Origin of the sequence: Streptococcus mitis (genome assembly GCF_000722705.1) — a bacterium.
GTDB lineage: Bacteria > Bacillota > Bacilli > Lactobacillales > Streptococcaceae > Streptococcus > Streptococcus mitis_P.
Map to the genome: position 1 here is coordinate 52,122 of NZ_JPFW01000004.1, position 22,471 is coordinate 74,592.

At 40.1% G+C, this 22,471-nt stretch carries 24 protein-coding genes and 1 tRNA gene; 22 read left to right on the forward strand and 3 right to left on the reverse strand.

What is annotated here, in order from left to right:
• The 10 genes from rmuC (at window position 1) to SK642_RS01410 (ending at window position 9,546) form a co-directional block, all read left to right on the forward strand.
• Entirely contained in the window at window positions 1-1,257 is a 1,257-nt protein-coding gene (gene rmuC, locus SK642_RS01365) for a DNA recombination protein RmuC (RefSeq protein ID WP_033683041.1), read from the forward strand.
• Entirely contained in the window at window positions 1,247-2,188 is a 942-nt protein-coding gene (locus SK642_RS01370) for a 3'-5' exoribonuclease YhaM family protein (protein WP_033683042.1), read from the forward strand. The genes rmuC and SK642_RS01370 overlap by 11 nt, the downstream gene beginning before the upstream one ends.
• Window positions 2,189-2,293: 105 nt before the next feature.
• Complete coding sequence (purR, locus tag SK642_RS01375; RefSeq protein ID WP_004246994.1) at window positions 2,294-3,121, forward strand: pur operon repressor; 828 nt, start codon at window positions 2,294-2,296, stop codon at window positions 3,119-3,121.
• A 66-nt stretch (window positions 3,122-3,187) separates the two neighbouring features.
• The gene (locus SK642_RS01380; RefSeq protein WP_033683043.1) at window positions 3,188-4,438 is read left to right on the forward strand and encodes a diaminopimelate decarboxylase; all 1,251 of its coding nucleotides are present in this window, start codon (window positions 3,188-3,190) and stop codon (window positions 4,436-4,438) included.
• A 125-nt stretch (window positions 4,439-4,563) separates the two neighbouring features.
• Window positions 4,564-5,358: a pyruvate formate-lyase-activating protein gene (pflA, locus tag SK642_RS01385; RefSeq protein ID WP_033683045.1), complete on the forward strand. Its 795-nt coding sequence runs from the start codon at window positions 4,564-4,566 to the stop codon at window positions 5,356-5,358.
• 163 nt (window positions 5,359-5,521) lie between these two features.
• Window positions 5,522-6,232: an ABC transporter ATP-binding protein gene (locus SK642_RS01390; RefSeq protein WP_033683046.1), complete on the forward strand. Its 711-nt coding sequence runs from the start codon at window positions 5,522-5,524 to the stop codon at window positions 6,230-6,232.
• A 1-nt stretch (window position 6,233) separates the two neighbouring features.
• Window positions 6,234-7,019 carry an ABC transporter permease gene (locus tag SK642_RS01395; RefSeq protein ID WP_033683047.1) on the forward strand — a complete coding sequence of 262 codons (786 nt, stop codon included), beginning with the start codon at window positions 6,234-6,236 and terminating at the stop codon, window positions 7,017-7,019.
• A 1-nt stretch (window position 7,020) separates the two neighbouring features.
• Window positions 7,021-7,740 carry an ABC transporter permease gene (locus SK642_RS01400; protein WP_033683048.1) on the forward strand — a complete coding sequence of 240 codons (720 nt, stop codon included), beginning with the start codon at window positions 7,021-7,023 and terminating at the stop codon, window positions 7,738-7,740.
• A gap of 61 nt (window positions 7,741-7,801) precedes the next feature.
• A complete protein-coding gene (locus SK642_RS01405) occupies window positions 7,802-8,488 on the forward strand; it encodes a response regulator transcription factor (protein ID WP_033683049.1) in 687 nt (228 codons plus the stop codon).
• Window positions 8,458-9,546 carry a sensor histidine kinase gene (locus SK642_RS01410; protein ID WP_033683050.1) on the forward strand — a complete coding sequence of 363 codons (1,089 nt, stop codon included), beginning with the start codon at window positions 8,458-8,460 and terminating at the stop codon, window positions 9,544-9,546. Before SK642_RS01405 ends, SK642_RS01410 begins: the two co-directional genes overlap by 31 nt.
• A 222-nt stretch (window positions 9,547-9,768) precedes the next feature.
• Here SK642_RS01410 and yidC read toward each other — a convergent pair whose 3' ends face one another.
• Both yidC and SK642_RS01420 read right to left on the reverse strand, forming a co-directional pair.
• Window positions 9,769-10,695 (reverse strand): membrane protein insertase YidC, encoded by a 927-nt coding sequence (gene yidC, locus SK642_RS01415; protein WP_033683051.1) that lies wholly within the window; start codon window positions 10,693-10,695, stop codon window positions 9,769-9,771.
• 77 nt (window positions 10,696-10,772) lie between these two features.
• Window positions 10,773-11,051, reverse strand: a complete 279-nt coding sequence (locus tag SK642_RS01420; protein ID WP_033683052.1) for an acylphosphatase — start codon at window positions 11,049-11,051, stop codon at window positions 10,773-10,775.
• A gap of 33 nt (window positions 11,052-11,084) precedes the next feature.
• Here SK642_RS01420 and SK642_RS01425 point away from each other — a divergent pair, with 33 nt between their 5' ends.
• The 11 genes from SK642_RS01425 (at window position 11,085) to SK642_RS01480 (ending at window position 20,036) form a co-directional block, all read left to right on the forward strand.
• A complete protein-coding gene (locus SK642_RS01425) occupies window positions 11,085-11,825 on the forward strand; it encodes a TrmH family RNA methyltransferase (protein ID WP_033683053.1) in 741 nt (246 codons plus the stop codon).
• Between the two features lie 54 nt (window positions 11,826-11,879).
• Window positions 11,880-12,563: a Bax inhibitor-1/YccA family protein gene (locus SK642_RS01430; RefSeq protein ID WP_001016908.1), complete on the forward strand. Its 684-nt coding sequence runs from the start codon at window positions 11,880-11,882 to the stop codon at window positions 12,561-12,563.
• A 111-nt stretch (window positions 12,564-12,674) separates the two neighbouring features.
• A complete protein-coding gene (asnA, locus tag SK642_RS01440; RefSeq protein WP_033683055.1) occupies window positions 12,675-13,667 on the forward strand; it encodes an aspartate--ammonia ligase in 993 nt (330 codons plus the stop codon).
• A gap of 64 nt (window positions 13,668-13,731) precedes the next feature.
• Window positions 13,732-14,271 carry a 16S rRNA (guanine(966)-N(2))-methyltransferase RsmD gene (gene rsmD / locus SK642_RS01445; RefSeq protein ID WP_033683056.1) on the forward strand — a complete coding sequence of 180 codons (540 nt, stop codon included), beginning with the start codon at window positions 13,732-13,734 and terminating at the stop codon, window positions 14,269-14,271.
• Window positions 14,261-14,749 carry a pantetheine-phosphate adenylyltransferase gene (coaD, locus tag SK642_RS01450; RefSeq protein ID WP_033683057.1) on the forward strand — a complete coding sequence of 163 codons (489 nt, stop codon included), beginning with the start codon at window positions 14,261-14,263 and terminating at the stop codon, window positions 14,747-14,749. The genes rsmD and coaD overlap by 11 nt, the downstream gene beginning before the upstream one ends.
• Window positions 14,733-15,770 (forward strand): SepM family pheromone-processing serine protease, encoded by a 1,038-nt coding sequence (locus SK642_RS01455; RefSeq protein WP_033683058.1) that lies wholly within the window; start codon window positions 14,733-14,735, stop codon window positions 15,768-15,770. Before coaD ends, SK642_RS01455 begins: the two co-directional genes overlap by 17 nt.
• A gap of 57 nt (window positions 15,771-15,827) precedes the next feature.
• Window positions 15,828-16,058 (forward strand): DUF1146 family protein, encoded by a 231-nt coding sequence (locus SK642_RS01460; protein WP_033683059.1) that lies wholly within the window; start codon window positions 15,828-15,830, stop codon window positions 16,056-16,058.
• A gap of 23 nt (window positions 16,059-16,081) precedes the next feature.
• Window positions 16,082-17,365 (forward strand): UDP-N-acetylglucosamine 1-carboxyvinyltransferase, encoded by a 1,284-nt coding sequence (gene murA / locus SK642_RS01465; protein WP_033683060.1) that lies wholly within the window; start codon window positions 16,082-16,084, stop codon window positions 17,363-17,365.
• Window positions 17,358-17,546: a DNA-directed RNA polymerase subunit beta gene (locus SK642_RS01470; RefSeq protein ID WP_033683141.1), complete on the forward strand. Its 189-nt coding sequence runs from the start codon at window positions 17,358-17,360 to the stop codon at window positions 17,544-17,546. The genes murA and SK642_RS01470 overlap by 8 nt, the downstream gene beginning before the upstream one ends.
• Before the next feature lie 179 nt (window positions 17,547-17,725).
• Window positions 17,726-18,550: a DNA-entry nuclease EndA gene (gene endA / locus SK642_RS01475; protein ID WP_033683061.1), complete on the forward strand. Its 825-nt coding sequence runs from the start codon at window positions 17,726-17,728 to the stop codon at window positions 18,548-18,550.
• Window positions 18,551-18,704: 154 nt separating this feature from the next.
• Window positions 18,705-20,036 (forward strand): hemolysin family protein, encoded by a 1,332-nt coding sequence (locus tag SK642_RS01480; protein ID WP_033683062.1) that lies wholly within the window; start codon window positions 18,705-18,707, stop codon window positions 20,034-20,036.
• A 196-nt stretch (window positions 20,037-20,232) separates the two neighbouring features.
• Here the strand turns inward: SK642_RS01480 and SK642_RS01485 are convergent.
• A tRNA-Cys gene (locus SK642_RS01485) sits at window positions 20,233-20,303 on the reverse strand.
• Between the two features lie 156 nt (window positions 20,304-20,459).
• Between SK642_RS01485 and SK642_RS01490 the strand changes: the two genes are divergently transcribed.
• Window positions 20,460-22,448, forward strand: coding sequence for a peptide ABC transporter substrate-binding protein (locus SK642_RS01490; protein WP_033683063.1), 1,989 nt, complete (start codon window positions 20,460-20,462; stop codon window positions 22,446-22,448).
• Window positions 22,449-22,471: the final 23 nt, after the last annotated feature.

Consider the following 22,471-nt stretch of genomic DNA (forward strand, 5'->3'; position numbering starts at 1 on the left):
ATGGAAAGTTTACTTGTTCTATTATTAATTGCCAACCTAGCTGGGCTTTTTCTGATTTGGCAAAGGCAGGATAAGCAGGAAAAACACTTAAGTAAGAGCTTGGAGGATCAGGCAGATCATTTATCAGACCAGTTGGATTATCGCTTTGAACAAGCCAGACAAGCCAGCCAGTTAGACCAAAAAGATTTGGAAGTGGCTGTCAGTGACCGCTTGCAAGAAGTGCGAATAGAATTGCACCAAGGCCTGACGCAAGTCCGTCAAGAAATGACAGATAATCTTTTGCAAACTAGAGACAAGACCGACCAACGTCTTCAAGCCTTGCAGGAATCAAACGAGCAACGTTTGGAACAAATGCGCCAAACGGTCGAGGAAAAGTTAGAGAAGACCATACAGACGCGCTTGCAGGCTTCCTTTGAGACAGTTTCCAAGCAACTGGAGTCAGTCAATCGTGGTCTGGGAGAAATGCAGACAGTTGCGCGCGATGTTGGAGCCCTCAACAAGGTTCTCTCTGGGACCAAAACGCGAGGAATTCTGGGAGAATTGCAATTGGGGCAAATCATCGAAGATATCATGACACCTGCCCAGTACGAACGAGAATACGCAACGGTTGAAAACTCTAGTGAACGAGTGGAGTATGCCATCAAGTTGCCCGGACAAGGTGATCAGGAATATGTCTACTTACCAATTGACTCCAAGTTCCCACTAGCAGATTATTACCGCTTGGAAGAAGCCTATGAAGCAGGTGACAAGGATGAAATCGAACGCTGTCGTAAATCACTTCTAGCAAGCGTCAAGCGCTTTGCTAAGGATATCAGGAACAAGTACATAGCACCGCCTCGGACAACTAATTTTGGAGTTTTGTTTGTTCCGACAGAAGGACTTTATTCAGAAATTGTTCGCAATCCTGTCTTCTTTGATGATTTGAGGCGGGAGGAGCAGATTATTGTCGCAGGACCAAGTACCCTATCAGCCCTCCTCAATTCCCTATCAGTTGGCTTCAAAACCCTCAATATCCAAAAGAGTGCCGACCATATCAGTAAGACCCTTGCTAGTGTTAAGACCGAGTTCGGCAAGTTTGGTGGCATTCTGGTCAAGGCACAAAAGCATCTCCAACATGCCTCTGGCAATATTGATGAATTATTAAACCGTCGCACTACAGCTATCGAGCGGACGCTCCGTCACATTGAGTTATCAGAAGGTGAGCCTGCGCTTGATCTACTCCATTTCCAAGAAGATGAGGAAGAATATGAAGATTAGTCACATGAAAAAAGATGAGCTGTTTGAAGGCTTTTACCTAATCAAGTCAGCTGATTTGAGACAGACACGAGCTGGGAAAAACTACCTGGCCTTTACCTTCCAAGATGATAGTGGCGAGATTGAAGGGAAACTCTGGGATGCCCAACCTCATAACGTTGAGGCCTTTACAGCAGGTAAGGTTGTCCACATGAAAGGGCGCCGAGAGGTTTATAATAACACCCCTCAGGTCAATCAAATCACCTTGCGCTTGCCTCAACCTGGCGAACCCAATGATCCAGCTGATTTCAAGGTCAAGTCGCCAGTTGATGTCAAGGAAATCCGAGAGTATATGATTCAGATGATTTTCAAAATAGAAAATCCTGTTTGGCAACGAATTGTCCGAAATCTCTACACCAAGTATGATAAGGAGTTCTACTCTTATCCAGCTGCCAAGACCAACCACCATGCCTTTGAGACGGGATTGGCCTATCATACGGCGACCATGGTGCGTTTGGCAGATGCTATTAGCGAGGTCTATCCTCAGCTCAATAAGAGCCTGCTCTATGCAGGGATTATGCTGCATGACTTGGCTAAGGTCATTGAGTTGACGGGACCAGACCAGACTGAGTATACAGTGCGAGGCAATCTCCTTGGACATATCGCTCTGATTGATAGTGAAATTACCAAGACAGTGATGGAACTCGGTATTGATGACACCAAGGAAGAAGTCGTTCTGCTCCGCCACGTTATCCTCAGTCACCACGGTTTATTAGAGTACGGAAGTCCAGTTCGTCCACGTATCATGGAGGCAGAGATTATCCATATGATTGATAATCTGGATGCTAGTATGATGATGATGTCAACAGCTCTGGCTTTGGTGGATAAAGGAGAGATGACCAATAAAATCTTCGCTATGGACAATCGTTCCTTCTATAAACCAGATTTAGATTAATAATTTAAGAAAAATGAGCATTTTTTGGGATAAGAATGTTCGTTTTTTTATGTGAATATGGTATAATGGATAAAATATCAAAATTAAATGAAATGGGAAATAGAAATGAAATTAAGAAGAAGTGATCGGATGGTTGTCATTTCCAACTATTTGATTAATAATCCTTATAAACTAACTAGTCTCAATACTTTTGCTGAAAAGTATGAATCTGCTAAATCATCCATCTCAGAAGATATTGTGATTATCAAACGCGCCTTTGAGGAAATTGAAATCGGTCATATCCAGACAGTAACTGGTGCTGGAGGAGGTGTCATCTTCACACCTTCTATTTCAAACCATGATGCCAAGGAAATGGTGGAGGACTTGCGTGCCAAGTTGTCAGAAAGTGATCGTATCTTGCCAGGTGGCTATATCTACCTGTCTGATTTGCTTAGCACACCAGCTATCTTGAAAAATATTGGTCGCATTATTGCCAAGAGCTTTATGGACCAAAAAATTGACGCGGTTATGACAGTAGCGACCAAGGGTGTGCCACTTGCAAATGCAGTTGCCAATGTCCTCAATGTTCCTTTTGTCATTGTGCGCCGTGACTTGAAAATTACCGAAGGTTCAACTGTCAGCGTCAACTATGTTTCAGGTTCAAGTGGTGACCGTATTGAAAAAATGTTCCTTTCAAAACGCAGTCTCAAGGCAGGCAGCCGTGTCTTGATTGTGGATGACTTCTTGAAAGGTGGCGGAACAGTCAACGGGATGATCAGTCTTTTGCGTGAGTTCGATTCTGAACTAGCTGGTGTAGCCGTCTTTGCAGATAATGCCCAAGAAGAACGTGAAAAGCAGTTTGACTACAAGTCACTCTTGAAGGTAACCAATATTGATGTCAAGAATCAAGCCATCGATGTTGAGGTTGGCAATATCTTTGATGAAGATAAATAAGAGATAGAACTAAAGGTTGGAACGATTGTCCCAGCCTTTCTTTGCAAATAGAATAGAAGGAAGCTTATGAAAACACCATTTATCAATAGAGAAGAGTTAGAAGTGATTGTTGCCGAGTTCCCGACTCCCTTTCACTTGTATGATGAGAAGGGGATTCGTGAGAAGGCAAGAGCTGTTAACCAAGCCTTTTCGTGGAACAAGGGATTTAGGGAATATTTTGCAGTTAAGGCAACTCCAACACCAGCTATCTTGAAAATTCTCCAAGAGGAAGGTTGCGGAGTGGACTGCTCTAGTTATGTAGAGCTCTTGATGAGTCACAAACTGGACTTTCCAGGGTCTGAGATCATGTTCTCCTCTAACAACACGCCAGACAAGGAATATGCCTATGCGCGTGAATTGGGTGCAACCATTAACTTGGATGCCTTTGAAGATATTGAACATCTGGAGCGAGCGGCAGGCATTCCAGAAATCATTTCTTGTCGTTACAATCCTGGTGGTGTTTTTGAACTGGGAACAGATATTATGGACAATCCTGGCGAGGCTAAGTTTGGAATGACCAAGGACCAGCTCTTTGAAGCCTTTGCTATCTTGAAGGAAAAAGGCGCTAAGACCTTTGGAATTCACTCCTTTCTAGCATCCAATACCGTCACCCATCTCTATTATCCAGAGTTGGCTCGTCAGCTTTTCGAATTGGCTGTTGAAATCAAGGAAAAGTTGGGCATTTCACTAGACTTTATCAATCTTTCTGGCGGTATTGGTGTCAATTATCGTCCAGACCAGGAGCCAAATGATATTGCCTTGATTGGCGAGGGAGTTCGTAAGGTGTATGAAGAGGTTCTTACGCCAGCAGGTCTTGGTCAGGTTAAGATTTTCACCGAATTGGGTCGCTTTATGCTAGCCCCTCATGGTGCTTTGGTCACAAGAGTTACTCATAAGAAGAAAACCTACCGTACCTATCTAGGTGTGGATGCATCAGCAGTCAACCTTATGCGTCCAGCCATGTACGGAGCCTACCACCATATCACCAATCTGACACATCCAGATGGGCCAGCTGAAGTGGTAGATGTGGTCGGTTCACTCTGTGAAAACAATGATAAATTTGCAGTGAATCGTGAACTGCCTCATACAGAAATTGGTGATTTGCTGGTAATTCATGATACAGGTGCCCACGGTTTTTCAATGGGCTACCAGTACAACGCCAAACTTCGCTCTGCGGAAATCCTTTATACTGAAGAAGGCAAAGCCCGTCAAATCCGCCGTGCAGAGCGCCCTGAGGACTATTTTGCAACCTTGTATGGTTTTGATTTTGAAGAATAAAATGATAATTAATTGAAAATGAAATTGAAAAACAGATTGCTTTCTAAAAAATAGGCAAAAATCTTGTTTTTCCTTCAAGTCATGATATAATAAAACTATAAAACGTTTTCAAGGAAGGTAACGATATGTCTGAAGAAACAATTGATTATGGACAAGTGACAGGAATGGTGCATTCAACGGAGAGCTTTGGTTCGGTAGACGGACCTGGTATTCGCTTTATTGTCTTTTTGCAGGGCTGTCACATGCGTTGCCAGTATTGCCACAACCCAGATACTTGGGCTATGGAGTCCAATAAATCACGTGAACGGACGGTAGATGATGTCTTGGCAGAGGCCTTGCGCTACCGTGGTTTCTGGGGAAATAAGGGTGGTATTACAGTCAGTGGGGGAGAAGCCCTCTTGCAGATTGATTTCTTGATTGCCCTCTTTACCAAGGCCAAAGAACAAGGAATCCACTGTACCTTGGATACCTGTGCCCTGCCTTTCCGTAATAAACCACGTTACCTTGAGAAGTTTGACAAACTCATGGCTGTCACTGACTTGGTTCTCTTAGATATCAAGGAAATCAACGAAGAACAGCACAAGATTGTTACTAGCCAAACCAATAAAAACATCTTGGCCTGTGCCCAGTATCTATCAGATATTGGAAAACCTGTCTGGATTCGCCACGTGCTAGTTCCAGGATTGACAGACAGAGATGATGACTTGATTGAACTTGGTAAGTTCGTTAAGACCCTCAAAAATGTTGATAAGTTTGAAATCCTTCCTTATCACACCATGGGTGAGTTCAAATGGCGTGAATTGGGAATTCCTTATTCCCTCGAAGGGGTTAAACCACCAACAGCAGATCGCGTGAAAAACGCTAAAAAACTCATGGATACCGAAAGTTATCAAGACTATATGAAACGTGTACATGGATAATATAATAAAGAAGCCTGATGGAGACATCGGGCTTTTAAGTTTACACAAATCTAGATAATTAAATGATATAAAATTTTAAAGATTTTAAATCCTGAAAAAAATCCGAAAATAAATGTGTAAGATAAAGTTGCTTTGGAAATATTAAATAGAATAGGAGAACATGATGGGACAAAGTATTACTATTAAAAATTTATGTAAGTCGTATGGCCAAACTCAAATTTTAAAAGATATTTCTTTTGAAGCAAAAGCAGGTAGAGTGACTGCTTTCCTGGGTCCAAATGGAGCTGGTAAAAGTTCAACCTTACGTATTTTATTAGGATTAGACAAAGCAACATCTGGTCTTACCAAAATTGGAGATCAAACTTATAAGGAATTAAAATTTCCTCTAAAGACTGTAGGAGCTTCATTTGACAGTGTAGGAGCTCCTAATGATCGGACTGTTTATCAACATTTGAAAATTGTTGCTGCTAGTAATGGGATATCCAGTCAGCGAATTGAGCAAGTCTTGGATATGGTGGATATTAGCCATAAGAAAAAATCTAAAATTGGAAAATTATCATTAGGCGAAGGACAACGCTTAGGAATTGCAACAGCTCTATTAGGAAATCCTCAGTATTTGATATTGGATGAACCGACAAATGGATTGGATCCAAGAGGAATTCGGTGGTTTAGAGAGTTTATAAAAAAACAAGCTCAAGAAGGGAAGACGGTCTTGCTATCATCTCATATATTATCGGAAGTGGAAGCAGTAACAGATGATGTAGTTATCATAAATAAAGGAAAAGTTCTTATAAAAGGAACTTTACAAGAAGTGATGAAAAATCTTTCTTCACTAGAGGAAGTCTTCTTTAGTTTAACAGAGGGAGGGAAGTGACATGGCGCTTATTTACTCTCTTCATTCTGAAATATTGAAATTACTTTATAAGAGAGCTACTCATGTTGTACTATTCTTGATACTGGTATTTCAAACTTTTTTAGCAAATATTGGTGCTTCTCAAATTGTTTCAGTTGGTATTCATGCTACACCAGCGACAAATCCAGAATTAGCAGAAGCTATACCTCCTATTGAATTTTTAGGTTTTGATGTCACTTTATTTGGTGTTTTTATTATGATTATCCTAGGCTCAATTTACGGAGCCGAGGAGTATAAATGCTCTGCTATTCGTACAAGCCTCCTCTCTATTACAAATCGAAGTATTTTCCTAGTTTCAAAAACATTAGTTTGGCTTGTATTTTCTTTCATCATTTCCTTTCTATCAATATTCCTTACGATTAACATGACACATTATGTTTTAGGACAAGATGGCTTATTGCTTTTTTCACTAAATGGAACAGTTTGGTTCTATATATTTTTAGCCAGTATAGCTTGGACTTTGTTGGGACTGCTGGCCTATATTATGGCTTTGACATTTAAAACAGCCATTGTCCCTCTATTATTTTTGCTTCCTCAAGTCTACAATTTAGGAACATTCTTAGCAAACTATATATCAGCTGCAAAATTTCTTCCAGTTGCATTGGGGCAAGGATTGATTGCTACATCTCCTCAAATTTTAGAACAGAATAGTTTACAACATATTTTACTTTTACTTTGTTGGAACTTCTCATTCTTGGCTTTAGCAATTTACCGCTTACTTAAGTCAGATATCGGAGGAGGTGAATAAGTTGAAAGAGCAACTTAAAAGTGAATATCTCAAGTTTATGATGAATCCTTGGCACTGGTTGATTATAGGTGCTCTATTACTGTGTGTTCCGACGATGGTTGTTTTTTTAAATAGTAAGCCAGACCAGTTGACTCTACAGTTTGTTTTGGAACAGCTACTGCAAAGTCTCTATTTAGGACAGGCAGGTTTCGTTAGTCTAGCGGTATTATTTATAGGTCAAGAATTTACAGGTTCTAGCCTTCGTACCAGTTTTCTTACCTGTCCAAACCGTTTGAAATTTATAATATCTAAACTAGCTATTCTATTATGTATGGAAATTGTATTATTGGTTGCTGTAATATCATTATGCATACTAATCGCGCAAGGATATTACAATATCAATCTTTTGAGCGATATTAAACATGTTCTAACAATTCTATTTCCAGCTTGTATTTCTATTCTAACCTTCTCTCTTTTAAGTGGTATTTTTGTATTTATTTCCCAGTCTTTTATCTTAATTCTGGGAATCAGTTTATCCCTTTTATTGGGGTTGGGACAAATGTTACTACAATTCAGTTCTTTTTTTAGAAATTTACCATTACTAGCTAGTATGAATTGTTTTTATACCCATCCCTTGTCGCTTTATTATCCAGTGTGGCAAGGCTTAGGGATACAAATAGTTTGGTTATTAATTGTTTTTGTATTTGCTACACTGATACTTATAGGAAGAAATGTAGGCTAAAGACAGGGGATATCCTGTCTTTTTCTCGGTTAGTGTTATAATATGGTTAGGAGGGTGAGTTATGGCTTATAAAATTTTGGTGGTAGATGATGATCTTGCTATTCTTCGCCTAATAAAAAAAGTACTAGAATATGAAAAATACGAAGTAGTCATACGAAATAAGATAGAAGAGATTGATCTTTGTGATTTTACAGGATTCGATTTGATTTTATTAGATATTATGATGCCTGTTAGTGGTTTAGAAATCTGTCGGATGATTCGCGAGCAGATAACTGTTCCTATCTGTTTTATAACTGCTAAGGATATGGATGAAGATTTAGTAGCTGGAATCAATGCAGGTGCTGATGATTATATTATGAAGCCCTTTAGTATGCAAGAATTGTTAGCACGTGTTAAAATGCACTTACGTCGTGAAGAACGGACTAAAGGAAATGTTCATCAAATAAAGATTGGGAAGCTTATACTATATACGGATAGTAAGGAACTATTTGTAAACGATGATAAGATTGCCCTGACAAGGAGGGAATTTGACATAGTGAATCTTTTGGCAAGCAACCCAAGTAAAATATATTCTATTGAGGAAATTTATAATTATCTATATCCACAAAGTTCAGAAGCGCTTTTACGTTCGGTTTCAGAGTACATTTATCAAATTCGTCAAAAGCTGAAACCTTATCAATTAAATCCAATTAAAACCTTGTATGGTGGAGGATATCAATGGGTAGAATCAAAAGTTTTAGACAATTAATTCGAGAAACCTGTTGGAGAATTATTTGGCAGTTTAGTCTTGGCTTACTAATGGTCTATCTTATTCCCTTAGCTTCAGTATCTATACAAATAAATGAAGATGGGAAACCTCTAAACAATAGTGGTGTTCTATCAATCTTTTTTAATGTGTCATCATGGATATATATTTGTGTTTTATTGATTATTCTAATAAGCTATCACATAGGAAAATTGTTGAAAAACCTGAGTTATGAAATGACTTTGATTTATGAAAATAGTATATGGTTAGAGCGGGAATGTACAGAAAGATTAACGGTTAAAGAATTTCGTGAGACAGGAAATCGGATTATTGTGATGCAAGATAGAATTCGACAATTAATAATTGATGAGAAAGAACAGAAAGAAGATTTGATGTTTCAGGTTTCAGCAGCTTCTCATGATTTAAAAACTCCCTTAACCATTATTAGGGGGAATGTGGAATTTTTGCAGGCGATAACTGAAAACGACCAATCTCAAGAATGCTTAGCAGATATAGAAAGAGCTAGTCAACAGTTACTAGATTATTTCAATCAATTGATTCACTATTCCAAAACCTATTATGATGATGAGACAGGTTGGACGGAGTATTCCTCTTCAGATTTTATCAATGAATTAGAGAAAGAAGTCTCTTTTTTGATAAAAAATCAGATGAAGTTTTCTTTTGAACAAAATGTGAAAGGAACTGAAAACTATTATATAAATCCATCTCTTCTGATTCGTGCAATACAAAATATTTTAACAAATGCTTTGGAATACGCCGATAAACAGAATCCTAAAATTAAAATTAGAGTAGAGCAAGAGGGAAAGGAATTGAAAATAGGTATATGGAATAATGGCTCTGAATTTCCAGATGAAGTTTTAACTAATTTTGGAAAGCTATTTTATCGTATGGATAAAGCTAGATCGTATAAAGAGCAACATTATGGTATTGGGCTTAGTTTTGTATGTAGAGTTGCAAAACTACACAAAGGCCGAGTTGAGCTTAGAAATAGAGACGAGGGAGCAGAAGTTTTAATAACTGTGAAGTGTATTAAATCATAGTCATGCGAGGACTGTTCGTTTATGGGGCATTTTTAAACGATGCGAGCGTCATATCTTTCTAAGAGTCTTACTGACTACATAGATTTCATATGGGGATTCAAAACAAGGCTTTGTCTAACTTTGTAAAGCTTTAGTGGGTACGTTTTGCTTCTTATTAATCAGTGTTTTTCCTATTTTTGATATCGCAAAAAGACTTAGCAAACTAGCTAAGCCTTTTTCTTCTTATCTCGAACGTTGTTTTCCAGCGTTGCGATTTTTGTGTTTTTTCTTGCTTGTGATAGCAGTTGGTTGTTCAGGGGTCACGTCTTTTCGTCCGTTTGCTGTTGAGAAAGCACTTGCTTTTGGTGGGTTCTTCGCCAATTCTTCACGGACTTTTTTGCGAAGTTTTGGACGAACGATATAGTTGACGATAAACTGTTGGAGAATCATCATGAAACCACCGACAACCCAGTAAAGTGTGACACTGGCTGGTGAAATGAGGGAGAAGACGACAATCGTGATTGGGCTCACGTAAGCCATTTTCTTGATTTGATCTCTTTGCGTTTCATCTTCTACTCCGTGAAGTGAAAGGAGTGATTGAAGATAGTAAAGGACACCAGCGAAGGCAACCAACATCATACTTGGAGAACCTAGAGGAATGCCTAGGTAGCTTGCTTGAGCAACCCCTTCAGTATGTTGGGCAGCAAAGTAAATTGCAGAGAAGAAAGGCATTTGAAGGAGGATAGGGAAACATCCTACACCACCAAACATGCTGATGCCGTGTTCTTTTTGAGCGGCAAAGAGAGCTTGTTGAGCTTCTAGTTTTTCTTCTTGAGTTGTTGCTTCCTTGAGACGAGTTTGGTGTGGCTCGAGGACGTGCTTAAGGGCGTTCATCTTTTCAGAGTGAAGTGTCGCCTTCCATGATTGGTAGATACCAAGTGGCAAGATAATCAAGCGTACGATAATAGTTACGATAATGATAGCCATACCAAAGCCTAGCCCTTGATCAGTAGCGAAGTACTTGATAGCTTCAGCCATAGGGGCTCCGAAAGTATTCCAAATAAATCCTGTGGGTTCTCCTGTGGCTTTATCGACGCTAACACAGCCAGTCAAAACAAGCAACATAGCCACTCCCATAGCCGAGAGTGCAAAACGTTTAATAGATTTCACTGTTTTTATTCCTTCTTTAAAAATTATACCTTTCTATTCTACTGTTTTTTTACAAAATATACAATAGTTCTAGAGACCTAATTTTCGATTTTGAAGTCAGGGTAGGGAGGGAAGTTGCTCAGTTGGACATCTAAGTAGCTGACTTTTGAAAAAGGTGTGGGTCCTTTTCGGATTTCTTGGATAAATTTCGCCATGGTAGCAGATGAGTCTGCTTGGGCTAAGATTTCCACTGTACCGTCGTCATTGTTCCAAACTCGTCCAGTAATACCACCGATTTCAAGCGCCAGGCTGTAAACACCCCAACGAAAGCCGACTCCCTGCACCCTACCTTGGGCAATCATTCTAACCTTTTGCATACCAAACCCCTTTGATTGTGTTATAATATTTCTATGACTATTATAACCTCAAAAGCCAATTATGTGGTAAAAAATGCCAAGAAATTACACCAAAAAAAATACCGCAAGTCTTCCTATTTGATTGAAGGTTGGCACTTGTTTGAAGAAGCTGTTCAAGCTGGAGTGACGATTGAGAAGATCTTTGCCCTAGAAACTTACCGAGACAAGTTAGCCTCTTTTTCGCAAACTGTCTGGGTGTCAGAGGATATTTTGCTAGATTTGTCAGATTCTCAGACTCCACAGGGAATTGTTGCCGTCGTTCAAAAAGAAGAAGTAGGACAAGTTGATATGAGTCAGGGCAAGTTCTTGTTTTTGGAAGATGTGCAAGATCCTGGTAATGTGGGAACCATCATTCGGACCGCGGATGCAGCAGGCTTTACAGGAGTGATTGTTTCAGATAAGTCGGCAGACATCTACAGTCTCAAGACCCTCCGTTCTATGCAAGGCAGTCATTTTCATCTGCCCATTTATCGAATGTCTAATCAAGCGCTTCTCGATGAAGCTAAAAAGGCGGGTATTTCAGTCCTAGCGACCACTCTTTCCAAGGATTCTAAAGACTATCGTGACTTGCCTCATTTAGATCAGTTTGTCTTGGTTATGGGAAATGAGGGTCAAGGAATTAGTCCCCTCATGGCGGAAAGTGCAGACCAGTTGGTCCATATTAGCATGAAGGGTCAGGCGGAGAGTCTCAATGTTGCAGTTGCAGCAGGTATTTTGATTTTCCATTTAAGCTAATTTTAACTTTCTTTGTTATAATCAAGGAAAGATGTTCATAGAAAAGGAGAAAAGATGAATCACACTATTATTCACGACCGCGCAGGTCTCAATCAATTTTACGCTAAGGTTTATGCATTTGTTGGTCTGGGAATCGGACTATCCGCTTTGGTATCAGGTCTTATGTTGACGGTCTTTCAGTCTCAGTTGGTTTACTTTTTGATGCAGGGGCGTCTCTGGTTGACCATTGCAACCTTTGCAGAGCTAGCTCTGGTCTTTGTTGCCAGCAGTATGGCTTCAAAGAATAGTCCAGCTGCTCTTCCAGTATTTTTACTTTACTCAGTATTAAACGGCTTTACCCTTAGTTTTGTGGTAGCCTTCTATACTCCAGGTACAGTTTTATCAGCCTTTGTGTCGAGTGCCCTTCTCTTCTTTGTCATGGCGGCAGTTGGTATGTTCACTAAGAAAGACTTGAGTGGGATTGGTCGGGCAATGATGGCGGCTCTTATTGGTTTGCTGATTGCCATGGTAGTTAATATTTTCTTGGCTAGCGGTTTCTTTGATTATATGATTAGCGTAGCCATGGTTTTGGTCTTCTCTGGGCTGATTGCTTGGGACAACCAAAGAATTCGCCTTGCCTATGAACAATCACAAGGTCGTGTAGCGACAGGTTGGGTTGTGTCAATGGCTCTCAGTATCTATCTTGATTTTATCAATCTTTTCCTAAGTATTCTACGTATCTTTGGCCGCAATGATTAAAAGGTCTATGAAATCAGTGTTTTGAGTGACACTGATTTTTTTAAATTTTCTCTTTTCTTTTCTTGGAAATAGGTGTATAATGCTTTTAATTAAATTTTTGAGGAGTAGTTTATGAAGAAAAGTTTTATCCATCAACAAGAAGAAATTTCCTTTGTTAAAAACACTTTTACCCAGTATTTGAAAGACAAGCTAGAAGTTGTCGAAGTTCAAGGTCCTATCTTGAGCAAGGTCGGTGACGGGATGCAGGATAACCTGTCTGGTGTGGAAAATCCAGTATCTGTCAAGGTTTTGCAGATTCCTGATGAAACCTATGAAGTGGTGCACTCACTTGCTAAATGGAAACGTCATACTCTGGCTCGCTTTGGTTTCGGTGAGGGTGAAGGTCTGTTCGTCCACATGAAGGCCCTTCGTCCAGACGAAGACTCGCTGGATGCAACCCACTCTGTCTTTGTGGATCAGTGGGACTGGGAAAAGGTCATTCCAAATGGTCAACGCAACATTGCTTACCTAAAAGAAACAGTTGAGAAGATTTACAAGGCCATTCGTTTGACAGAACTAGCTGTTGAAGCTCGCTATGACATCGAGTCTATCTTGCCAAAACAAATCACCTTTATCCATACAGAAGAGTTGGTAGAACGCTACCCAGACTTGACTCCAAAAGAACGTGAAAATGCGATCTGTAAAGAATTCGGAGCTGTCTTCCTGATTGGTATCGGTGGCGAGTTGCCAGATGGTAAACCACACGATGGACGTGCACCAGACTACGATGACTGGACAAGTGAGTCTGAAAATGGCTACAAGGGTCTTAACGGCGATATTCTTGTCTGGAATGAGTCTCTAGGTGGAGCCTTTGAGTTGTCTTCTATGGGGATTCGTGTAGATGAAGAAACCCTTCGCCGTCAGGTAGAAATCACTGGTGATGAAGACCGCTTGGAATTAGAATGGCACAAGGCTTTGTTGAATGGTCTATTCCCATTGACAATCGGTGGAGGAATTGGACAATCTCGTATGGCCATGTTCCTACTTCGCAAGAAACATATCGGGGAAGTGCAAACAAGTGTTTGGCCTCAAGAAGTTCGCGATACTTACGAAAATATTTTGTAGAGAATCGAACCGCAAGGTTCGGTTTTCTTTCTCTTTTCGCCCATAATTTGGTATAATAAACGGTATGAAAATCGTATCAGGAATCTATGGGGGACGCCCCCTCAAGACGCTAGAAGGCAAGACGACAAGACCTACTTCGGATAAGGTTAGGGGAGCCATTTTTAACATGATTGGTCCCTACTTTGAGGGGGGACGAGTCTTGGACCTGTATGCAGGTAGTGGTGGTTTATCTATAGAGGCAGTCTCGCGTGGCATGTCCAGCGCTGTTTTAGTGGAGCGAGACCGTAAGGCTCAGGCCATCGTGGCTGAAAATATTCAGATGACCAAGGAAGTTGGAAAATTTCAACTCCTCAAGATGGATGCAGAAAGAGCCTTGGAACAGGTATCTGGGAAATTTGACCTCATTTTCTTAGACCCTCCTTATGCCAAGGAACAAATCGTAGCAGATATTGAAAAAATGGCTGAGAGGGAGCTTTTTTCTGAAGATGTCATGGTCGTGTGTGAGACGGATAAGGCCGTTGAACTTCCAGAAGAAATTGCCTGTCTAGGCATCTGGAAGGAAAAGATTTATGGAATTAGTAAGGTGACAGTCTATGTCAGATAAGATTGGCTTATTCACAGGCTCATTTGATCCGATGACAAATGGGCATCTGGATATCATTGAACGGGCTAGCAGACTTTTTGATAAGCTCTATGTCGGTATTTTTTTCAATCCCCACAAACAGGGATTTCTCCCTCTTGAAAATCGTAAACGGGGGTTAGAAAAGGCTGTGAAACATTTGGGAAATGTTAAAGTCGTGTTTTCGCATGATGAATTGGTGGTCGATGTCGCAAAAAGACTGGGGGCTACTTGCTTAGTGCGAGGCTTGAGAAATGCGTCGGATTTGCAATATGAAGCCAGTTTTGATTACTACAACCATCAGCTGTCTCCTGATATAGAGACCATTTATTTACATAGTCGACCTGAACATCTCTATCTCAGTTCATCCGGTGTTAGAGAGCTTTTGAAGTTTGGTCAGGATATTGCCGGCTATGTTCCTGATAGTATTTTGGAGGAAATAAGAAATGAAAAAAAAGATTAGATGGCCCTTATATGTCATTGCGGCCTTGATTGTGACTTTCTTGGCATTTGTAGTGCCCTTGCCCTACTATATAGAGGTTCCAGGTGGTTCGGAAGATATTCGCCAAGTCCTTAAAGTCAATGACAAAGAAGATAAGGAAGCTGGGGCCTATCAATTCGTTACGGTTGGTGTCCAGCATGCTACTTTAGCCCATATGATTTATGCGTGGTTGACGCCTTTTACAGATATTCGTAGTGCTCAGGAGACTACAGGTGGCTCTTCCGATGTTGAATTTATGCGGATTAATCAATTCTACATGCAAACATCACAAAACATGGCCAAGTATCAAGGACTAAAAACAGCTGGTAAGGATATTGAACTAAAATATCTTGGGGTTTATGTTTTGACTGTGACGGATAATTCGACCTTTAAAGGGATTCTCAATATCTCTGATACGGTCACAGCAGTCAATGATCAGACCTTTGATAGTTCCAAAGATTTGATTGATTATGTCAATTCTCAAAAATTAGGGGACTCCGTCAAGGTCACCTATGAAGAGGATGGGCAAACCAAATCTGCAGAAGGAAAGATTATCACCTTGGAAAATGGTAAAAATGGTATTGGAATCGGTTTGATTGACCGTACGGAAGTGACCAGTGATGTCCCAATTCGCTTTTCAACAGCTGGTATCGGCGGTCCAAGTGCAGGTCTCATGTTTAGTCTGGCAATCTATACCCAAATAGCTGACCCTGGTCTTCGTAATGGTCGTATCGTTGCCGGTACCGGAACTATTGACCGTGATGGTAATGTGGGGGATATTGGAGGTATCGATAAGAAAGTTGTAGCTTCGGCTAGAGAAGGTGCTGCGATTTTCTTTGCCCCGGATAACCCTGTTAGCGAAGAAGAACAAAAAGCGCATCCGGATGCGAAAAACAACTACCAAACAGCCCTAGAAGCAGCCAAAACAATCAAGACAGATATGAAAATCGTGCCTGTTAAAACTCTACAAGATGCAATTGATTACTTGAAAAACAATCCTTAGTTTTTAAGTGAAGTTTCCAAACTAGCGCACAAACAGAGAAGATGGTATAATAGTCAAATGGTTCAATTATTATTCACTCTAAGCAGTCACATGCTCTTTATTTATGTGAGTTTTTACCTTTTAAAGAGTCTTGTTAGATGGGAAAAGGTCTTAAAAGTGACAGCTGAGAACACAGGAAAAGTTCGTTTATTAGTAGCCTTTTTCAGCATTGTAATGGGCTATATCATGAGTTCTTTCTTTATCAGCCTCTATCAGTTGTGGCAAGAAGCGTTTAGAGGATTATTATAAAATCAAATGTAAAGGAAATAAGTATGGAAAAAATTGTGGTTCAAGGTGGCGATAATCGTCTGGTAGGAAGTGTTACGATTGAAGGGGCAAAGAATGCAGTCTTGCCTTTGCTAGCTGCAACTATTCTAGCCAGTGAAGGAAAGACCGTCTTGCAGAATGTTCCTATCTTGTCAGATGTTTTCACTATGAATCAGGTGGTTCGTGGTTTGAATGCCAAGGTGGATTTTAATGAAGAAGCTCATCTTGTTGAGGTGGACGCGACTGGTGATATCACTGAGGAAGCTCCTTACAAGTATGTCAGCAAGATGCGTGCATCTATCGTTGTCTTGGGACCAATTCTTGCCCGTGTAGGTCATGCCAAAGTATCCATGCCAGGTGGTTGTACGATTGGTAGCCGCCCTATTGATCTTCATTTAAAAGGTCTGGAAGCTATGGGGGCTAAGATTAGTCAGACAGCTGGTTATATCGAAGCCAAGGCTGACCGCTTACATGGTGCCCATATCTATATGGATTTCCCAAGTGTTGGTGCTACGCAGAACTTGATGATGGCGGCGACGCTGGCTGATGGGGTGACAGTGATTGAGAATGCTGCGCGTGAGCCTGAGATTGTGGATCTAGCTATTCTCCTCAATGAAATGGGAGCTAAGGTTAAGGGTGCTGGTACAGAGACCATTACCATTACTGGTGTTGAGAAACTTCATGGTACGACTCACAATGTAGTCCAAGACCGTATCGAAGCAGGAACCTTTATGGTAGCTGCTGCTATGACTGGTGGTGATGTCTTGATTCGAGACGCTGTCTGGGAGCATAACCGTCCCTTGATTGCCAAATTGCTTGAAATGGGAGTGGAAGTGACAGAGGAGACTGAAGGAATTCGAGTTCGCTCTCAACTAGAAAATCTAAAAGCTGTTCATGTGAAAACCTTGCCCCACCCAGGATTTCCAACAGATATGCAGGCTCAATTTACAGCCTTGATGACCGTCGCAAAAGGGGAATCAACTATGGTGGAGACAGTTTTCGAAAATCGTTTCCAACATCTAGAAGAAATGCGTCGCATGGGCTTGCACTCTGAGATTATCCGTGATACAGCTCGTATTGTTGGTGGTCAACCTTTGCAGGGGGCAGAAGTTCTTTCTACTGATCTTCGTGCCAGTGCAGCCTTGATTTTGACAGGTTTGGTAGCACAGGGAGAAACTGTAGTTGGTAAATTGGTTCACTTGGATAGAGGTTACTACCGATTCCATGAGAAGTTGGCGCAGCTAGGTGCTAAGATTCAGCGGATTGAGGCAAGTGATGAAGATGAATAAGAAATCAGGCTACGTAGTCAAGCGTTTACTTTTAGTCATTCTAGTACTGTTTTTAGGTGCACTAGCCCTAGGAATCGGTTTAATGGTCGGTTATGGAATCTTGGGCAAGGGTCAAGATCCGTGGGCTATCCTGTCTCCAGCAAAATGGCAGGAATTGATTCATAAATTTACAGGAAATTGAGGCTGAGACAAAAAGATTTTTATTTTAGGAATTCTTTATTATAAAATTTTAAAATCAATAGATTAGACAAAAAAAGCGATCAAAACAGAATTCTAAGTTTCAGATAACTCGTTTTGTTCGCTTTTTATATTTAAGGTTAGACTTTTGTCCCAGCCTCTTTTATAAAGATAAGGAGAAATATGAACAAAAAAACAAGACAGACACTAATCGGACTGCTAGTGTTATTGCTTTTATCTGCAGGGAGCTACTATATCAAGCAGATGCAGTCGACACCTAATAGTCCCAAAACCAAGCTTAGTCGGAAAAAACAAGCGTCTGAAGCTCCTAGTCAAGCATTGGCAGAAAGTGTCTTAACAGATGCAGTCAAGAGTCAAATAAAAGGGAGTCTGGAGTGGAATGGCTCAGGTGCTTTTATCGTCAATGACAATAAAACCAATCTAGATGCCAAGGTTTCAAGTAAGCCCTACGCTGATAATAAAACAAAGACAGTGGGCAAGGAAACGGTACCAACCGTAGCTAATGCGCTCTTGTCTAAGGCTACTCGTCAGTACAAGAATCGTGAAGAAACTGGGAATGATTCGACTTCATGGACTCCTCCAGGCTGGCATCAGGTTAAAAATCTAAAGGGGACTTATACTCATGCAGTCGATAGAGGTCACTTGTTAGGTTATGCCTTAATCGGTGGATTGGATGGTTTTGATGCCTCAACAAGCAATCCTAAAAACATTGCTGTTCAGACAGCCTGGGCAAATCAGGCACAGGACGAGGATTCGACTGGTCAAAACTACTATGAAAGTATGGTGCGTAAAGCCTTGGACCAAAACAAGCGTGTCCGTTACCGTGTAACTCTTTATTATGCTTCAAACGAGGATTTAGTTCCTTCAGCTTCACAGATTGAAGCCAAGTCTTCAGACGGAGAATTGGAATTCAATGTTCTAGTTCCCAATGTTCAAAAGGGGATTCAACTGGATTACCGAACTGGAGAAGTCACTGTTACTCAGTAAAATACAAAATAAACTCCTATGTCACTTGTGGATATAGGAGTTCTTTTTTGGACAATTTAAGTAGAACTAGAATAGACACTGAGAAAAAATAATATGTACTGAGCTAATTTTTGTGATATAATAAGTGACAAGATACTATTTTAGGAGAAGAACTATGGAAGACCCAAGTAGTCAGAATTTGTTGCTACAATTTGTTTTATTGTTTATCTTGACGGTGTTAAATGCCTTTTTCTCAGCCACAGAAATGGCCATGGTTTCACTTAACCGTGCGCGTGTTGAACAAAAGGCAGAAGAAGGAGATAGACGCTATATTCGTCTGCTGAAGGTACTAGAAAATCCTAACCACTTTTTATCAACCATTCAAGTAGGGATCACCCTGATTACGATCTTATCAGGGGCGAGTTTGGCAGAAACTCTGGGACGAGAAATTGCATCTTGGCTTGGAAATGGCGAAACAGCTTATGCCGTTGCAAGTTTTCTATCTTTAGCATTTTTGACTTATATTTCCATCGTTTTTGGGGAATTGTACCCTAAGAGAATCGCTCTTAATCTAAAGGATGCTTTAGCGATTCGTACAGCGCCAGTTATCATTGGCTTGGGGAAACTAGTTAGTCCCTTTGTTTGGCTCTTGTCTGCATCTACCAATCTTTTGAGTCGTTTGACTCCTATGACCTTTGACGATGCTGATGAAAAAATGACCCGTGATGAAATTGAGTACATGTTGACCAATAGTGAAGAAACACTAGATGCTGACGAAATTGAGATGCTACAGGGTGTCTTTTCGCTTGATGAACTGATGGCACGAGAGGTTATGGTTCCTCGGACGGATGCCTTTATGGTCGATATTCAGGATGATAGTCAAACCATTATTCAAAGTATTTTAAAACAAAATTATTCTCGAATCCCTGTCTATGATGGGGATAAGGACAATGTGATTGGGATCATTCACACCAAGAGTCTCCTTAAGGCGGGCTTTGAGGACGGTTTTGACAATATTGTTTGGAAGAAAATCTTACAAGATCCACTTTTTGTTCCTGAAACTATTTTTGTGGATGACTTGTTAAAAGAATTGCGCAATACCCAAAGACAAATGGCAATCTTGCTGGATGAATACGGTGGGATGGCTGGTTTGGTGACCTTAGAAGACCTCTTAGAGGAAATCGTTGGGGAAATCGATGACGAAACAGATAAGGCTGAAATCGAAGTCCATAAGATTGGAGAAGATACTTATATCGTTCAAGGTACCATGAATCTCAATGATTTTAATGACTACTTTGATGTTGAACTGGAAAGTGATGACGTTGATACCATCGCTGGTTACTATTTGACAGGAGTTGGGACCATTCCAACGACTGAGAAACTCAGCTATGAATTGGTCAGCCAAAACAAACAACTTATCCTAACCAATGATAAAGTGAAAAATGGACGTGTTACCAAGGTAAAAGTCCAAATTACCGAAGTTGAAATAGAAGAAGAAACAGAGTAAACTAGAGGCTTTTGTCACCAGGAGTGACAAAGCTTTTTTCAGTTGATTTCAAAAGAGAATTGTGTCCTCGAAAAACTCAGCCCTAACCTAGTCCCAAAAGTTTTTTAAAGTTATACGTATTTATTCGAGGAAAAAGAAAAAAGCCCTTTAAATTGGGCTTTCTGTTTAAATGGAACCTGATAAATCAAGTTATAGAAGGCGGTAGACGGATTTGAACCGACGATCAAGCTTTTGCAGAGCCGTGCCTTACCACTTGGCTATACCGCCTTAACGTTTATTATTATACCTTGAAAATCATTCTCAGTCAATACTTTTTTCAGATTTTTTGTATGAATAAGCCTAAATATTCTGAAAATTCGTTTACTTTTCTTGAAATCTATGATATAATTGATAACAACCTATATTTTATAAGAGGAGTAAAAAATGAAAAAAAGTCAAGTGCTTGCTGTAGCGGGAGCTACCTTATTAACGTCAGGAGTTCTAGCTGCGTGTTCAAACACTAGTTCAAATAATGCTAAACTAGCAAAAGATTACCAATATGTTTATCAAACAGATCCAGAAACCTTGGATTATATCGTCAGCAATATCGATTCAACATCATTCATCACAACAAATGCTGTAGATGGTTTGTTGGCTAACGATAAATATGGTAATCTGGTTCCTTCTATCGCTGAATCATGGACAGTTTCAAAAGATGGTTTGACTTATACCTATAAAATCCGTAAGGATGCTAAATGGGTAACTGCAGAGGGAGAAGAATATGCTCCTGTAACTGCTAAAGACTTCGTTACTGGTTTGAAACACGCCGTAGATGGAAAATCAAAAGGACTTTCAATCGTTAGCTCTTCTATTAAGGGATTAGAATCATATATCAAGGGTGAAACAAAAGACTTTTCAACGGTTGGTGTAAAAGCACTTGATGATCAAACTTTAGAATATACCTTGAATCAACCAGAAACTTTCTGGAATGATAAGACAACTAGTGGTGTCATGATGCCAGTTAATGAAGAGTTTTTAGCTTCAAAAGGTGAAGGATTTGGTGCTCCAACAGATGCTAACTCTATTCTTTATAACGGTCCATTTGTTTTGAAAGCTGTAACTCCAAAATCATCTATCGAGATGGCAAAAAATGACGCTTACTGGGACAAAGAAAACGTAAAAATTGAGAATGTTAAGTTCACTTTTTGGGATGGTAAAGATCAAGATGTGATTGCTAAAGGTTTTGCTGATGGTCAATATAGCAAGGCTCGTATCTTCCCTACAAGTTCTACATATGAAAAATATGCAGCAGACTTCAAAGACAATATTTACTTTAACGAACCAGGTGCAGGTGTTGCAACCGTCAGCTTAAACTATGGTCGTACAGCTTATAACCACACAGCTAAGACAAGTGAAGCACAAAAGACCTCTACTCAAAAAGCCTTGTTGAACAAGGAGTTCCGTCAAGCCCTGAACTTTGCGGTAGATCGTAATTCTTATTCAGCTCAAACAAATGGTACTGAGGGTGCTGCAGTAGCCATCCGTAATACATTTGCACCATATAATCTTCAAGTTGGTAAGAAAACATTTGGTGAATTGGTACAAGATAGCTTGGCTAAGACAAATTCTTCTACTTGGGCTAAGGTTTCTCTAGCTGATTCTCAAAATGGGCTTTATAATGAAGAAAAAGCTAAAGAAGTCTTTGATAAAGCTAAATCAAGCCTGCAAGCTGAAGGTGTTGAATTCCCAATCCACTTGGATGCCTTGGTTATCCAAGAATCAACAGCGGTTGTAAACCGTGTTCAATCATTGAAACAATCAATTGAAAAAGTATTGGGTTCAGATAATGTCGTTGTAGACTTACAACAAATGACTCAAGCAGAAGCTTTACCAATTTCATTTAGCGCTCCAACAGCTAAAGAACAAGACTGGGATATTCATACCTTGCTAGGATGGAACCCTGACTATCAAGATCCTTCTACTTTCTTGGATCAGTTCGTCATTAAGGGAGGAAATACTCGCCTTTACCTTGGTATTGACCAAAACACTGATGCATCAGTAGTAAGCAAACTTGGTTTAGCTGACTATGGAAAATTACTTGATGACGCAAACAGCGAAAACCAAGACGTTCAAAAACGTTATGAAAAATATGCAGTAGCACAAGCTTGGTTGACTGACAATGCTTTGACAATTCCAGTAATGGCTTCTCCTAAAGAAACAGCCGTTTCATATGTTTCAAAAGTTCTACCATTTAGCTCTTCATATTCAGTAGCCGGCCTTAAAGGTGAAAATTCAGGATACTTGAAGTACACTGAAGTTGGTGAAAAAGCAATCACCAAAGAAGAGTATGAAAAAGCTCGTGAAAAATGGTTGAAAGAAAAAACTGAGTCAAACGAGAAAGCTCAAAAAGAATTGGCAAGTCATGTGAAGTAAATAATTTTCAATAGAACTTTCTC